This window comes from Rapidithrix thailandica, from assembly GCF_039710355.1.
GTDB classification, from domain to species: Bacteria; Bacteroidota; Bacteroidia; order Cytophagales; family Flammeovirgaceae; genus Rapidithrix; species Rapidithrix thailandica.
In genome coordinates, this window is record NZ_JBDKWZ010000008.1 from 250,003 (window position 1) to 265,546 (window position 15,544).

At 41.9% G+C, this 15,544-nt stretch carries 11 protein-coding genes; 7 read left to right on the forward strand and 4 right to left on the reverse strand.

Going from position 1 to position 15,544, the window contains the following annotated elements:
- Nucleotides 1–17 precede the first annotated feature (17 nt).
- The 3 genes from AAG747_RS15815 to AAG747_RS15825 all read left to right on the forward strand — a co-directional run bounded on the left by AAG747_RS15815 (nt 18) and on the right by AAG747_RS15825 (nt 3,432).
- Entirely contained in the window at nt 18–887 is an 870-nt protein-coding gene (locus tag AAG747_RS15815; protein WP_346822166.1) for a peptidylprolyl isomerase, read from the forward strand.
- Nucleotides 871–2,232, forward strand: a complete 1,362-nt coding sequence (locus AAG747_RS15820) for a peptidylprolyl isomerase (protein WP_346822167.1) — start codon at nt 871–873, stop codon at nt 2,230–2,232. Before AAG747_RS15815 ends, AAG747_RS15820 begins: the two co-directional genes overlap by 17 nt.
- A 231-nt stretch (nt 2,233–2,463) precedes the next feature.
- Nucleotides 2,464–3,432 carry an AAA family ATPase gene (locus tag AAG747_RS15825; RefSeq protein ID WP_346822168.1) on the forward strand — a complete coding sequence of 323 codons (969 nt, stop codon included), beginning with the start codon at nt 2,464–2,466 and terminating at the stop codon, nt 3,430–3,432.
- 89 nt (nt 3,433–3,521) lie between these two features.
- Here the strand turns inward: AAG747_RS15825 and ispE are convergent, their stop codons facing one another.
- Nucleotides 3,522–4,331 (reverse strand): 4-(cytidine 5'-diphospho)-2-C-methyl-D-erythritol kinase, encoded by an 810-nt coding sequence (gene ispE / locus AAG747_RS15830; protein ID WP_346822169.1) that lies wholly within the window; start codon nt 4,329–4,331, stop codon nt 3,522–3,524.
- A gap of 391 nt (nt 4,332–4,722) precedes the next feature.
- Nucleotides 4,723–5,805 (reverse strand): nucleoside hydrolase, encoded by a 1,083-nt coding sequence (locus AAG747_RS15835; protein ID WP_346822170.1) that lies wholly within the window; start codon nt 5,803–5,805, stop codon nt 4,723–4,725.
- Nucleotides 5,806–6,061: 256 nt separating this feature from the next.
- On the opposite strand from AAG747_RS15835, the gene AAG747_RS15840 reads away from it, so the two are divergent.
- The 3 genes from AAG747_RS15840 (at nt 6,062) to AAG747_RS15850 (ending at nt 11,237) form a co-directional block, all read left to right on the forward strand.
- Nucleotides 6,062–6,598, forward strand: a complete 537-nt coding sequence (locus tag AAG747_RS15840; protein WP_346822171.1) for a hypothetical protein — start codon at nt 6,062–6,064, stop codon at nt 6,596–6,598.
- 709 nt (nt 6,599–7,307) lie between these two features.
- Entirely contained in the window at nt 7,308–8,360 is a 1,053-nt protein-coding gene (locus tag AAG747_RS15845) for an outer membrane beta-barrel protein (RefSeq protein WP_346822172.1), read from the forward strand.
- Nucleotides 8,361–8,558: 198 nt separating this feature from the next.
- Nucleotides 8,559–11,237 (forward strand): bifunctional acetate--CoA ligase family protein/GNAT family N-acetyltransferase, encoded by a 2,679-nt coding sequence (locus AAG747_RS15850; RefSeq protein ID WP_346822173.1) that lies wholly within the window; start codon nt 8,559–8,561, stop codon nt 11,235–11,237.
- A gap of 23 nt (nt 11,238–11,260) precedes the next feature.
- Here the strand turns inward: AAG747_RS15850 and AAG747_RS15855 are convergent, their stop codons facing one another.
- Nucleotides 11,261–11,650 carry a hypothetical protein gene (locus AAG747_RS15855; protein ID WP_346822174.1) on the reverse strand — a complete coding sequence of 130 codons (390 nt, stop codon included), beginning with the start codon at nt 11,648–11,650 and terminating at the stop codon, nt 11,261–11,263.
- 261 nt (nt 11,651–11,911) lie between these two features.
- Nucleotides 11,912–12,388: a 2-C-methyl-D-erythritol 2,4-cyclodiphosphate synthase gene (gene ispF, locus AAG747_RS15860; RefSeq protein ID WP_346822175.1), complete on the reverse strand. Its 477-nt coding sequence runs from the start codon at nt 12,386–12,388 to the stop codon at nt 11,912–11,914.
- A gap of 417 nt (nt 12,389–12,805) precedes the next feature.
- Between ispF and AAG747_RS15865 the strand changes: the two genes are divergently transcribed.
- Nucleotides 12,806–15,493 carry a D-alanine--D-alanine ligase family protein gene (locus AAG747_RS15865; RefSeq protein ID WP_346822176.1) on the forward strand — a complete coding sequence of 896 codons (2,688 nt, stop codon included), beginning with the start codon at nt 12,806–12,808 and terminating at the stop codon, nt 15,491–15,493.
- Nucleotides 15,494–15,544: the final 51 nt, after the last annotated feature.

Genomic DNA, 15,544 nt, shown 5'->3' on the forward strand with positions numbered 1-15,544 from the left:
CAAAAAATCAACTTGATATGAACAGGGTATTATGGGTTCTCTTGATATTGGGCTTTACCAGTTGTGATAATATCAACAGCCTGATTAGTCAAAATACGGAAGGTCAAAATCCCGTAGCACGGGTAGACAATAAATATTTGTTTGAAAAAGATTTGAAAGGCTTGCTTCCCGAACGAAGCCGTCCGGAAGACAGCGTCAATATAGTCGAACGGTATATCGATACATGGATCAAAAAGCAACTAATGTTGAAACATGCCGAGAAAAACTTAGCCATTGACGAGGCAGAAATTGAGCGCAGGGTACAAGAGTACCGGTTTCAGTTAATTATTTATGCTTTTGAGAAGAAGTATGTAGAGGAGAATTTGGATACGTTGATTACGGACGAACAAGTGAAAACGTATTACGAAGAGAACCTGGACAATTTCGAACTCAAACAAAATATTGTCAAAGGAGTGTTTTTAAAGGTTCCCAAAGAAGCTCCTAAAACCAAACAGGTGAAAAAATGGCTGCAAAAATGGGATACGGACAAGCAAAGGGAGAAATTGAATTCTTATGCGTATAGTTACGCTTCTATCTTTCACTTGAATGATAGTGTTTGGATCAATTTTGACGAAATGATTGCCAATACTCCCTTTCCCGATCAAATTTCCAATAAGGTACAGGTGCTGAGAAAACAGCGGTTTTTAGAGGCTTCGGATTCTGCGTATGTGTATTATTTCAGGATTAACGATTCAAAAATTGCGGATCAGACCTCGCCTTTGGAATATGTTGACATGCAAATTCGTGATATTTTAATGAACAAACGAAAATTGGCTCTTACAAGAGAATTTGAAAATAAAATATTCAATGAAGCAAGAAGGAAAAATGAATATGAAATTTATAACTAAACTTATACGAGGGTGGATCACCGTACTGGGGGCGGTGCTGTTGTTTCAGGCTAATGGTATGGCCCAAGGACAAGGTGAAGTAGTCGATAAAATTGTTGCAAAAGTTGACAATTATATAATTCTGAAATCCGAAGTAGAGAATGCATATATCCAAATGGCTGCCAACGGAGAAGACTTGGGAGACGATGCGAAATGCCAAATTTTGGAACAACTGATTATGAACAAAATCCTGGTAGCCAAAGCAGAGATTGATTCGGTCATTGTGGATGAGAAAGAGGTAAACCAGGAATTGAACCAGCGGATGGATTATTTTATCAACCAAGCGGGAGATGAAGCGAAGCTGGAGCGCACTTTGGGTAAAAGTCTTGCCGAAATCAAAGAGGAATTAAGAGACCAGGTACATGAACGCTTGGTGGTACAACGGATGCAATCGGAAATTATGCAGGATGTGACCGTTACCCCTGCCCAGGTAAAAAAGTACTTTAACGACATTCCGAAAGATAGCATTCCTTTCTTGTCACAAGAAGTACAAGTGGGGCAAATTGTAAAGAACCCGGAGGTGAGTAAGTCGGAAAAAGAGAAAGCCAAAAATAAATTATTGGACATCAAAGCCAAAATCGAAAGCGGAGAGGAAACTTTTGAAGAAATGGCCAGAAAGAATTCGGAAGATTACGGTTCTGCGGCCAAAGGTGGTGACTTGGGCTGGACCGGTCGTGGAAAGATGGTTTCGGAGTTTGAAGCGGCAGCATTAAGTCTCGATCCCAATGAAATTTCCAACCCTGTAGAATCGGAGTTTGGCTACCACATGATCCAACTGTTGGAGCGGAGAGGAAACCGTTATCGTGCAAGGCATATTTTGGTCCGGCCTAAATCCAATACAGAGGATATCGGCGGTGCGGTTACTTACCTGGACAGTATCCGGACTTTGATACAGGCGGACTCTATGAGTTTTGAGCTGGCGGTAAAAGATCATTCGGATGATCAAATGACTCGCTCCAATGCCGGCTTCTTCAAAGACCCAACAACGAATTCTTCTTATGTATCTACGGAAGGATTGGATCCTGTTATCTTTTTTGCGATTGATACCATGAAGATCGGTTCGATTTCAGAGCCCATCAAATTCAGAACACAAGATGGTAAATCAGCGGTCCGGATCATTTATTACAAAGCCAGTAAAGATCCGCATTATGCAAACCTGAAAGACGATTATCAAAAGCTGTATATCGCTACACTGAACAGTAAAAAAGGAGAAATCTTAAGAGAATGGATTAAAAATGCCAAAAAAGATGTGTTCATCGATATCGATAGTGATTATGCAGCGTGTAAAATCATGCAAGAACTCTGACAGTTGAAGGAGCGTGTATAATACTATTTAACCAAAAGAAAATCAAAAGAGAAGGAATTGTATCTGAATAGATTTCCTTCTCTTTTATTTTTTATAATGACGATGTGTTTTACCCTGCCTATGGATTATTCTATAAAAGTAAGTATATTGCTGTAACTAATTCATTGAATAAGGGTATTCAATCATTTCCAAAGAATTTTTTGTGTCAATCATATCGATCCAGAAACTATCATGTCAACACAATTTCACTCTGATAAGGCAGCCGCGGATGCATTGCATGCCAAATACGAACAATTAACCAAGGAAATATCCAAAGTCATAGTGGGGCAAGATGAAGTAGTCCGCTTAGTAATTACTGCAATTTTTTGTCAGGGGCATTGCCTATTGGTAGGAGTGCCGGGGCTGGCCAAAACCTTGTTGATTCAAACAATTTCTTCTGCTTTGCATTTGGACTTTAGTAGAATACAATTTACTCCGGATTTAATGCCTTCGGATATTTTAGGAGCGGAAACTATGGACAAAGACCGGAATTTTCAATTTATCAAAGGTCCTATCTTTGCCAATATCATCTTGGCGGATGAGATCAACCGGACTCCGCCCAAAACACAGGCTGCCCTCTTGGAGTCCATGCAGGAGTATTCGGTGACCGTCTCCGGAAAACATTTCAAACTGGAACGTCCTTTCTTCGTGTTGGCCACTCAAAACCCTATCGAGCAGGAAGGAACCTACCCATTGCCCGAAGCACAATTAGACCGGTTTATGTTCAATATCAAATTGGATTATCCTTCGTATCACTCGGAAGTGGAAATTGTAAAAAACACTACCAGTGATCATAAGCCCATCACCGAGCATGTATTGGATGCGCAGGAAATTATCGCTTTTCAACAATTGATACGGAAAGTGCCTGTGGCAGACAATGTTATAGAATATGCCGTTCGTTTGGTGAATAAAACGCGTCCGGGAAATGAATTGGCCTCGCACGAAGCCAATGAGTACTTGGAGTGGGGGGCAGGCCCCAGGGCTTCTCAGTTTTTGGTGTTGGCGTCCAAATGCAATGCTTTGTTGAATGGAAAATATTCTCCTGATATTGAAGATGTGCAACAAGTGGCCATTCCAATATTAAGGCACCGGTTGGTGCGGAATTTTAAAGCGGAAGCGGAAGGAATTACAATTGAAAACTTAATTAATAGTATGCTATAATATAAATTGATAAGCCGTAGTGCTAAATATATAAAAACACCCCGGAAAGAGGTTCGTATTAGATAAGTCCTTCCGGGGTGTTTTCTTTTTTAATATTTGATTCTTTCCGCAAATACTTTATAGGCAGGGTCCCAATCAATCGAAGTTTCTTTTTCGAAAATACCATATACACAAGAGCCGGAGCCCGTCATGCTGGCATAAATCGCCCCGTGTTCGTAGAGGGTATTTTTGATTTGGGGTAAAAGAGGGTATTTTTTAAATAAATGCGTTTCGAATTGGTTGTGTACTTTGTCTTTCCATATTTGCCGTTCGCCTTCCAAAAGTGAAAGCAAAGGATGTTCCGGTGTTTTAGGTTGAACTCCTTGGTAGGCTTCTGCAGTGGAGATGGCTATGTCAGGGTAGATAAGCAACATATACAAGCCTTTTAAGCTACATTGCACCGGTTCAAACACATTGCCGATGCCACGGGTCATTACCGGTTTGTTTTCAATAAAAAACGGACAATCAGCTCCTAGTTTTTGTGCATAATAGTGCATGCCATCCACACTAAGTCCTAAGTCAAATAAACTGTTCAGTACCTTGATCATCCAGGCTCCGTCAGAAGAGCCACCTCCCAATCCTGCGCCAATGGGGATCACCTTATGCAAATGAACTCTCACAGGGGACAAATGAAAATCCTTGCTGATTAACTCGAATGCCTTCAGGCACAAATTTCCCTCTTTTGAGCCTGGGATCGGGATACCGGAAGTAGTGAATTTAAGGGTGTCTGAAGGGATGACTTCTAAAACATCCGACCAGCCCACCGGGTAAAAACAGGACTCAATATTATGGTAACCATCCGGTCTTTTTTCCACAATATTTAAACCCAGATTAATCTTAGCATTGGGAAAGACAATCATGAATTATTCAAATTAAAATTTTTGACAATATTACTAAGGAATTTGAAGCTGATACAGTTTTACTCAGCTTTTTTACTTTGTAAAGAGTAAAAAATGCTTGTGATCAAAGTGAATAAAAGACCGCACGCTTGTAATAGAGCGTGTGCGAAAAGTTGAATTTTTCACGGGGCAACAATTAACCTTGTTAAGAAGCAAACAGGTCTTTACAGTATGTTGGTAGTTAATTTCTCTATCCGTGTAAGCGCGTTGGTTGATTGCTAATGGTTATGGATTCTAAGTAATTTATGTATTAAATAACCCAGAGAAGGGGGTTTGGAAATCTTGCGGCAAGTAAAGAAAATTTTATATAAGTCCCAAATTATGAGTATACAAAAAATGCTGTTTCCTGGGATTAATCCAATTTGGCGGGTTGGTGTTGCAGGGCTTTTTCCAAATCATGTTGTAAACGGGTATTGTTTCTTTTATAAAAAAGCCGGAAGTGGTTTCCTGTAATATCGCTTTCCCAATAGGTGTTTTGACGTTCGTCTAATTTCATGGTACCAGCTTGTAATAAAAAATACGGTTGATAGCCCCTGCTGGCAAGCATTACGGTAATCATATCATTGCTCATACGGCCGTCATTATCCACACCTTCATAGCCCATACAGTATTGGTAAATACCGGCAGCCGGATTATTGGGGGTAAGTTTTTGAAAAGTCTTCCCTGTCTTTACGGAGCTGCCGATCTCAAAGGTGCAAAAGATCAACGGAGTAGGCCATTCTTCCAGCACATGCGTACTGGCCTTAGTGTCCATAACGATGTTAAAATCTTTTCCCATAGGCAACCAACCGGCTGAAGCCGCCAGGAATTGTACCTTTTGCTTGACTAACTCTTTTCCGGTAAGTGGCGAAATGGAATCCGGGGCCGAAGTTAATAACTTGTCCAAGTTGCTGAAAAATCCGGTAGAGATAATCCGTACACTTTTATCGGGTTGTGCAGCAAGCTGTTTGCGATAAAGGTTTACGGCCTTCTCATAGTTGTGATTGGGTGGTAAAAGCCTTGCGTATTGCTTTATGGCAAACTCGGGCCATTTCTGCCAAGCTCCCTTAACCGGAGCTTCTTGGCCGGGCTTCCCGACAGGAAGGCGGCTTCCTCGGTAATAGGTGTTGATGATTTGGACGACTTGTGCTGCATAGGGAGACCGGTTGGAGGTCATGGTCGCCAAGATCTTAACATAGCCACTGTCTGCATAGGTATGTAATAAAGCCAAAGCTCCGGCATCTTCATAATCGGGACCCATGTCGGTATCAAAGATGACCGGACAAGGAGAGGATTGGCGGTTCAATAGCGAGTCAATCCTTTCTGACCCTTCAGACCGTTGAGGAGTATCGGTATAGTCAATAGAACAAGCACTGACATAAAAAAATACATATAAAAGGAGGGTGTTTCTAAGCAACATCGGCACTTTAATCATATCGGCTGAAAGTTGTTCCAAAGCTTTAGTAAATTATCGGTCTAGGTTTCGATTCTATAAAAAGCAAAGGTAATGGATTTGAGGAATTTAAACTTTAGAATGCTTGTTTCAATAAATATTCCTGTGTCTACCTAAGGGTAGCTGCTTATTTTTTGGGATCTGTTTAGTAACTTACCGTCCAAATAGTCCGGGTTGAAATCATGTAAAACCAACCGAAAGCGATATGTTATTCAACCTCACTTAATTACATCCCTGCTTACTTGATACATTGAGTATTATGAGATATTTATACTGCTGGCTTACCATATTCCTTTTCCTTCCGCTCATTGTACAAGGGCAAAGCTTTACGAAGGATAAAAGTCTGGAGGTAGATTTGGGTTTGGGTTATTTGGATTTGTTGCACCTTGGGATGAAATACCGCCTGAGTCAAAACAGTCAAATAGGGATGAGCTACGGTGGAGTCTTATTGACCAATACTTCCAGAAAGCAGTCTACTGTTACTTTGGAGCATCTCTATCATTTCGGGCGCAAAGGCTCGAATACCAGTTTGCCACTTTATTACTTTTCGCAAAAACTCTCCTATGTGACGGACAACCGGAATGCTACCAGTACAAATCTTTATTATTTGACAGGTTCAATTGGAAAAAGCTTTTATGCCAACGGACCTTTTGGGGTAAACTTGGATATTGGCTTAATGGTGAAATTGCATGACGAGACAGTAATAGATCCCACTACACCGGATGAAATTCACCGCCCGAATTACCCTCCGGTATTTCCCGCATTCCGTTTTCAGTTCTTTTTCGATTTTAAATAGAAGTTTACTTTGAGGTGTGCAGAAGTAATTTTGACAATGCGTTGTCAAAGGGTACTGTGTGCTTTTTGATTTCCCTTATCGAATAAGGGAATGAACATATAGGTTACGAGATTTTTTTAAGTATGTCCAAATTTTCTCAAGTCCGCCGGGTATACTGAACCTAAGTCATCAAATTTCCAATCTAATACTTCTCTCATTTGCCATATTAGAAAGTTTCTCTGTTTTCATGTTTGCTGAAATGTAAAGGCAATTCTATAAGAACCCTTCCCATACCCTTGTTTTGAATAATTGAGTGTTTTGGGATTTTATTTAAACTATATTTAGATTAATTGTTGTTTATTTATGATTTTTAAGATTATTTAATATGTAAGAAATAATTGATTTGCATATTAATTTAAATTTAAGGGTAAAATTAATGCTATTGTGTTGATATTATTGATTTAATTTAATAGAATTGCTTTCGATTAACAGGCACTAACTGAATAGCTACCCATCTATATTCTCAGATAATAAGTCCTGAAGAACCGGACTAAATAACACCCATCAGAGATCCATCATCGTATTTTTTCTTCTGTGTACTCAACAGATAGTTTGTTTTCTATTGCCCAAGCCGGATCAGTCATACGGTACGGTACTTCCGTGGATTTTTTTGGAATCGCATTCAAATCATATTTAGTCCATATTATTTATTATCTAACTCAAAATCGCTATGCAAAGAAAACTTTTACTCATTACCATGTCATTGCTAATCACTACATTCAGTGCACACGCTCAAATTTTTAGCGACTCTTCAGGGTTCGAATTTTCCGGCTCGGCCGACATTTATTACAAATATGACTTTTCAGGCAACCCAAACATCCCCACCAGTTTTGCCAACGAACAGAATTCTTTTTCCATAGGAATGTTAGATTTGAGCTTGTCCAAAACTATCAACAAGGTGACTTTGGTAGGGGAGGTGTCTTTTGGGCCCCGTGCCGCCCAGTCTTTGCCCTCCTATTCCGTGGATGATGAAACGGATTTGGCCTTTAATCTGCAAAACTTGTACATCAGCTATGCACTTACCGAAAAACTCTCTGTTACGGCAGGGTATATGGGTACCTTTTTGGGGTACGAAGTGATTTCACCTACCGGAAATTTCCATTATTCCACCTCGTATTTGTTTAGTTACGGGCCGTTTCAAAATGCGGGAATCAAGCTCGATTATGCCTTTTCCGACCGGGTAGCGCTAATGGTGGGCGTATTCAACCAATGGAATGTATTTGATAACTCGGTATTTGAAAGTAAAGATTTTGGTGCTCAGCTTTATTTAGTCCCGGTAGAAGGTTGGGATATGTATTTAAACTTTGTGACCGGAAGTATCAACCGGGAATTCGACCTTACGACCACCTATTCCTTAGGTGATTTGACATTGGGGCTAAATGTGGCCTCTTGGGAAAATGTGGATTATGAGCCTGATTTGGAGACCGAAAATAGTACCCAACCTAACTTTTTTGGAGGTGCCTTGTACTTGAGCTACGCAATTTCGGATGCAGTGGCTTTGGGGGTTAGAGGAGAGCATTTCTCTACGGAAAAAACGGGTTATCTGGGGGCTGCCAAAAGTGTGAAAGCATTCACTTTTTCGGCTAACTTAAAATCAGGCCCATTGACTTTCATTCCTGAATTCCGGATTGACAGCGGTGATAAAGATTTGTTTTTAGACAGTGATGAAATGGCGACAAAATCAGCTTCGCAACTATTGTTAGCAGCCATATACGCTTTTTAGAGCAAGTTTAAAACTTGTTGTTGACTCAAAGGATAAAATTTAAACATGCTCTTAATCCTTTACCTATATTTTATCTAAGTTTTGTTAAATTTCGAATGGCCTGGAGATTTTATTTCCCGGTCATTTTTTGGGTCCTGCTTTCCAGTTTCCCCTTTTTGTCTGTAAATTAATCCCCATAAAGCCAATAAACCCAACACCATGAAATCACTTTTTTACCCTCAAAATATTGCTGTAATCGGAGCTTCGGAGCGCAATGGAAGTATCGGTAAACGACTGATCCAAAACCTGATGGCTCATGACTTTCATGGGAAAATCTTTCCGGTAAGTTTGCGGCATTCTTCCATCTTTAATAACAAAGCATATTCTTCGGTCAAGCAGATAAAAGAGCCTATCGATTTGGCCTTGGTGGCTGTGCCCGCGTGTTCTGTGCCGGCGGTTATCAAAGATTGTGGAGTGAAAGGGATTAAAAGTGTCATCATTATTTCGGCCGGTTTCCGGGAGACGGGCACGATGGAAGGTGCCGAGTTGGAGAAGAAAATCGTGCATTATGCCCGCAAATACCAAATTCGGATTGTAGGACCTAACTGTATCGGGGTCATCAATCCATACCTGGGCTTAAATGCCTCTATTGCCCGTTCTATGGCACAAAAAGGAAAAGTGGCCTTTGTCAGTCAGAGTGGGGCTATTTGCGATGCAATTTTGGATTGGGGCAATCAACGCAATATTGGCTTTAGCTACTTTATCTCCCCAGGGGCCATGATCGATGTCAATTTAGCGGACTTGATCTTGTTTTTGGGAGATGACCCGCATACTTCAGCGATCTTATTGTATCTGGAATTTATCACGGATGCCCGTAGTTTTCTATCGGCCTGCCGGGAGGTTTCTTATACCAAACCGATTATTGTGATTAAAGCCGGTAAAACCTTAGAAGCCGCGCAATCGGCGGCATCCCATACCGGTTCGCTCACAGGAAAGGATGCCATCTTTGAAGCCGCTTTTCGAAGAACGGGTGTCTTACGGGTGGACCGCCTGGAAGAATTATTTTTAATGGCTTCGGTATTGCACAAACAACCTACCCCCAAGCACAATCGCCTGATGATTGTTACCAATGCAGGAGGGCCCGCTATTTTAGCTACGGATAATTTACTATTGGGAGGAGGGAAGCTAGCGGAATTGCCGGAGCAGTTGTCTCCCAAGCTATCCGGGCAACTAAAAGAAAAGAGGATAAAGCCTAGTAATCCGCTGGATTTACAAAATGATGCAGATCAGGAGGTTTATCATACGGCCGTAGAGGAGCTTTTTAAAATTCCTGAAAACGATGGGGTGTTGGTGTTAGTGACGCCACAAGCTGTGAATGATCCTGAGGGTATCGTAAAAAGGTTGATGGAGGTAAAGCGACAAAGAAGCAAGCCTTTTTTGCTCACCATCATGGGAGCGGAGCCTAATAGGGAAACCATTGGAGAACTTATGAAGGCCGGGATTTCCCCGATACCTTATCCGGATACTGCCGCCAAGATTTTTAATTATATGTGGAAATATGCATATAATATCAAAGGGATTTATGAAACGCCCGATTTGCATACCGAGTACGATGCCGATGAAGCCCGCGAAAAAGTATTGGCCATCATTCAAAATGCCAGAAATGAAAACCGGGCGTACCTTACGGAAATAGAGTCCAAGGCATTATTGGAAGCTTATGATTTACCTATTGTACAAGGTGCATTAGCCCGGTCGGTTGACCAAGCGGCGGTGATTGCCGAAAAAATAGGCTATCCGGTAGTGTTAAAAGTGAATTCCGTAGAGATAGCGCATAAAAATCAAGTAGGAGGAATTGTTTTTAACTTACATAGTGAAGCCGCTTTGCGGGATGCCTACCAACGGATTGAATCCCGCATTGTGGAACGGTTTGGGGAAAGGGCATTCGGAGGCGTTTCGGTGCAGAAAATGGTGACGCCTCTTTTGCTGGAACTGATTATCGGGGCAACTATCGATGAGCAATTCGGCCCGGTGTTATTATTTGGCAATGGCGGTGAAAATGTGGAAGTCTATAAAGATACGGCTTTGGCCTTACCTCCTTTAAATACCACCTTGGCAAAACGCCTGATGGAGCAAACCCGCATATACCGCAATGCTTATAAAATGCACAAAATCAGTGAGGAAATCCATGAGCGGTTGCAACAGATTTTAGTGCGGTTCAGCCGGATTGTATTGGAAAATCCGGAAATCAGTGAGATCGATATCAACCCCATTGCGGTAGCCAATAACGACTTGATGGTTCTGGATGCATTTGTGGCCCTGCACGCTCCGGACACCGATTTGTCAAAACTGCCTCCGCTGGCAATCCGCCCTTATCCCGATGAATACCAAGGTACCTGGGAGATGAGTAATGGGGAAGAGGTGACCGTCCGCCCGATTTTGCCCGAAGATGAAAACCTGGTGATTGCTTTCCACAAAACCCTTTCGGATGAGAGTGTGTATATGCGGTATTTTTACAATTTGAGTTACAATACCCGGATTTCCCATGAACGTTTGGCCCGTATATGTTTTATTGATTACGACCGGGAAATGGCTCTGGTGACTTTGGAAAAAGATGAAAAGGGACACGACCGCTTAATTGGGGTAGGGCGGCTGACTAAGTACAGAACGGAAGAGAAAGCCGAGTTTGCCATCATCATTAGTGATTACTATCAAGGAAAAGGCTTAGGGGCTGAATTGTTAAAACGCCTGATTGAAATCGGCAAAAAAGAACAGTTGAAGGAAATTGTAGCGGATATTCTCCCGGAAAACAGAGGAATGAAAACGGTCTGTGAAAAATTAGGCTTTCAGGTGAAAATGGATTTGGAAGAACAGGTCTTAAAAGCAAAATTGAAACTTTAAGCTCCTGGCATCAAGAAGGCATACTAGTGACTGTATTCGGTCTCCAGCTCAAAAAAATGCTCTTTCAGGTCATCCAGTTCCAATTCCAGGTACAGAATGTTGTGAGAAATGCGCTCTTCATTTTCCGGAAGGTAATGTTGAGAGCCCGTTTCACTGAGCTTTTTGTGGTTTTGATGGATATAATAATCAAATTGGATAATTTGCGAACGGACTTTCCGGATATGTTTCTGCAAGAGGTGGACTTTATGTTCTAACCTGCTAACCATTGGCAGTTGGGGATGCTTTTTGCCTATATGCGCAAGCCCTTTGGTGATTTGTTTTAGCAAATACTCAAATTGGCTGAGCTCGGCATTCCAGGTATGCTTCTTTTTCTGAAGTCGTTGCAAGGCTAAGTCAGACGGAAATACGCTCATAAATCAGCAATTCTTAAATCCTCCTTATGATAAAGATACACTTTATTTCTCAGTTATAATCTGGCTTTGATAAAAAAGAACAAGAAGAACTTATGGTTCAAAAGAAAGAAGTTTTCAGAATAACCCGGATTGAGGTAGCATTGTTTTGATATGAGTGGTGGGTCGTGTTGGACGAGAAAGGTCACCGGACCTACTCCTCCCTCCGAATGGCCGGAAGGGAAGAGCAGGCATTCTTCGATGAATTGAAAACTCTTGCTTTTTTTATTTATAAATTAAAACAACGGCATAGGCGGATACTCCTTCTTCCCGGCCTACAAACCCTAATTTTTCCGTTGTGGTGGCCTTGATGGAAAGGTCCTCTTCCTCTATGCCCATTACTTGGGCCAGGCAGGTTTTCATTGTAGGAATATGAGGGTTGACTTTAGGTAGTTGGAGGCATATGGTGCTGTCCACATTGCCAATCCGGTATCCTTTGTCTGCAATCAACTGACAAACCTCTTTTAAAAGAATTTTACTGTCAATTCCTTTGTATTGAGGGTCCTTATCTGAAAAATGATAGCCGATATCCCGCAAGTTGGCCGCACCCAATAGTGCATCGCAAATCACATGGATGAGTACGTCTGCATCCGAATGCCCCACCGCACCGTGTGTATGGGGGATTTTAATACCTCCTAACCAAAAATCTTTCCCCGCTTCCAGCTTGTGTACATCGTATCCCTGACCTACTCTGATCTTCATATTTCCTTATTTTTAAGTTTTCTATTTATTTTGGTGGTAATATTGCGAAGATAAAAAGGGAAAGCTTTTTGCCAACTCCCCTTTTGAATAAAAGCGCGGAGAAAAATGAAGGATTTTGAAACAGCTTTTCCCGAATATAGTTTTCTTTTGTAGAGATGAGGTAGGTGGGCTTTCTACAAGCTGAGTAATGAAGGAAATGTCCCGATTACCTGGAATAATTAATTGATTTCCACTTGAAATTGAGCGGTTATTTTTGAATTGCAAAGAATCCTTTCCGTTCTTTGCTATCGTGAAGAAAATTTACATATTATACCTTAGCCTCTCATAGACGAACATGAGGGATAATATTTGAGAAAATACTAACAAAATACAGCCTTCGGTCAAGGGGCTGCTGTTATACGATAAACTAATTGATAGATGAGAGTAGGAGTATTTTTTGGGGGTCAGTCAAGAGAACGTGAAGTATCATTTGCCGGGGGACGGACCGTGTATGACAATTTGAACAAAAGCCTTTTCGAACCTATTCCGATTTTTGTAGACAGCAAAGGGAATTTCATCCTGCTGGACTGGCAATATATTTATAAAGGAACGATCCGGGATTTTTACCCACCCATCAATAAAGTTCCGGCTTCTGCCAACGGTTTCCAAATCTATCTGGAATCTTTGGGGGAACTGACATGCGAACAACAGGAGGAAATTATTTCGGAAGTAGGCCGTAAGGTGCAACCCGAAGAGTTTAGAGACTTGTTTGATTTTGCCTTTTTGGCTTTGCATGGACCTTACGGCGAAGACGGAAACATTCAGGGCTTGTTGGAATGGTACGGATTGCCTTACTCAGGTTCGGGAATTTTACCCTCTGCCATCGGCATAGACAAGTCCGTTCAAAAGCAAATGTTCAAAGACCTGGGCTTAAACAGCCCGGCCACCACCAAACTCTCCAAATCTGATTGGCTGAGCCAAGATCACAGCGCGTTATTTCATTCTTTACAGAAGCAGTTAGGTTTTCCCTTTGTGGTAAAAGCCCCGCATCAGGGAAGTTCCATTGGGGTGGCGGTGATTAACACCGAAGACCAAGAAACCTTTGAGCGGCAGGTAAACAGGGCCTTCTTTATGGAAGAATTGGATGAGGCGGCCTGGTCACAATATTCTCCTCAGGACAAATTGCAGTTTATTGCCGGGTTGGTGGATATCCGTTCGGGAATTGGCTTGCCCGTATTCTATCAAGTAGCCGGAAAAGGCGAAAAAGAAATCGTATACCATCCGGAAGAATTACTTCGGAAATTGGATGCTCATTTTGCACAGAGCGCTGAAAATATTCATTTGCAAGCTTGGGACGAAGAGGAGTTTGTCCTGTTTGAGGCCTTTATCAAAGGACGGGAGTTTTCTTGTATTGTGGTAGAAGACGAAAACGGACAGCCTTTGCCATTGCCTCCTACGGAAGTGATCAAGGTACAAGACCTCTTCGACTATCGCTCCAAGTACTTACCGGGAATGAGCCGGAAGCGTACGCCGATTGACTTGGATTTGCCAAGTATCCGGAAAATTCAAAAGGCTTGTTGTGAGCTCTATCAGAAATTGCACTTCGATGTATATGCCCGGATTGACGGGTTTATCACAGAGGAAGGAGAAGTCTTTTTGAACGATCCGAACACTACTTCGGGAATGATGCCTTCTTCCTTTTTCTTTCATCAAGCGGCTGAAATCGGCTTGAACCCCTCTCAGTTTTTAACGTTTATTATCCGTACCTCGCTGGCTAAACGCCTACAAACAGGTAAGCGAAATCAACATTTGAGAAATTTGTTGGAGGGTTTAGATGGCGAAATTGCCTCTTTACAAGCGCATATGGCGGAAAAAACCAAGGTGGCCGTGATCATGGGGGGCTATTCTTCCGAAAGGCATATCTCGGTGGAAAGCGGTCGGAATATTTATGAAAAACTGGCTTCCTCTGAAAAATATGAACCTGTGCCAATATTTCTAACCGGCTCGGATAAACAACACGAGCTGTATGTGATTCCGGTAAATATCTTGTTGAAAGACAATGCTGATGATATCCGGCATAAAATCACGGAAGCCCTGGAAACCGAGAAGCATCCTGTTTTGGACGAAACCATTGCCGAAGCGAAAAACTTGACGTCCAAATATGCCGGAGTCGTAGATTTCCAACCTAGAAAATTAAACTACGAACAGTTAGCGGAGGAAGTAGGTGAGGCATTTATTGCATTGCATGGCCGGCCGGGGGAGGACGGAGCAGTACAAAAGCACCTGGATCGATTGAAAATTCCTTATAACGGTTCGGGAGTGGAAAGTTCGCAAATTACCATTGATAAATACAAAACCAATGAGATTCTTCGATCTCATGGTATAAAGGTGGCGAAACATTACTTGTTGGAAAAAGAGGATTGGTTGACTGATCAGGAAAAGACGGTCGGTTATATCGAGAAAGAATTTCCTTATCCTTTGATTGCCAAACCGGCTGACGATGGATGCAGTTCTGCCGTGAAAAAAATTGATGACAGAGCCACGCTGGAAGCTTTTGCCAGGAGTATTTTCCGGGAAGAAGAGGAACTCAATCAGGAGGACTTACGTGTCCTGAATCTTCAGCCTAAGGAAGAGTTTCCACAAAAAAAATGTTTCTTGATTGAAGAGATGATCACCAAAACGGATGCGGAGCATTTTCTGGAAATTACCGGAGGAATGCTGACCCAATATGGTGAAGGAGGGGTTGAATACGAAGTTTTTGAACCTTCGGAAGCCTTGGCCAGCAAGGGAATTTTGTCATTGGAAGAAAAATTCCTTGCCGGTGAAGGACAGAACATTACCCCGGCACGCTTTGCTATCGGAAATGCGGAAAGGAATGCCGAAATCTCAAAAGCGGTTCGAGGTACCTTGGAAAAGGTAGCCCGTATTCTTCAAGTGGAAGGTTATTGCAGGGTTGATGCCTTTGTGAAGATTTATGCAGACCGGGTGGAAACTTATGTGATTGAAGTGAACTCTTTGCCTGGCATGACCCCGGCCACCTGTATTTTCCATCAATGCGCCATTCACGGATACAAACCATACGAGTTCATTGACAATATCCTGGAATACGGAAAACAACGCTTGTAAAATTGCGCCAGGAAAAAAGAGGGAGGTAATCTTACCAGGTATTGTTTATTT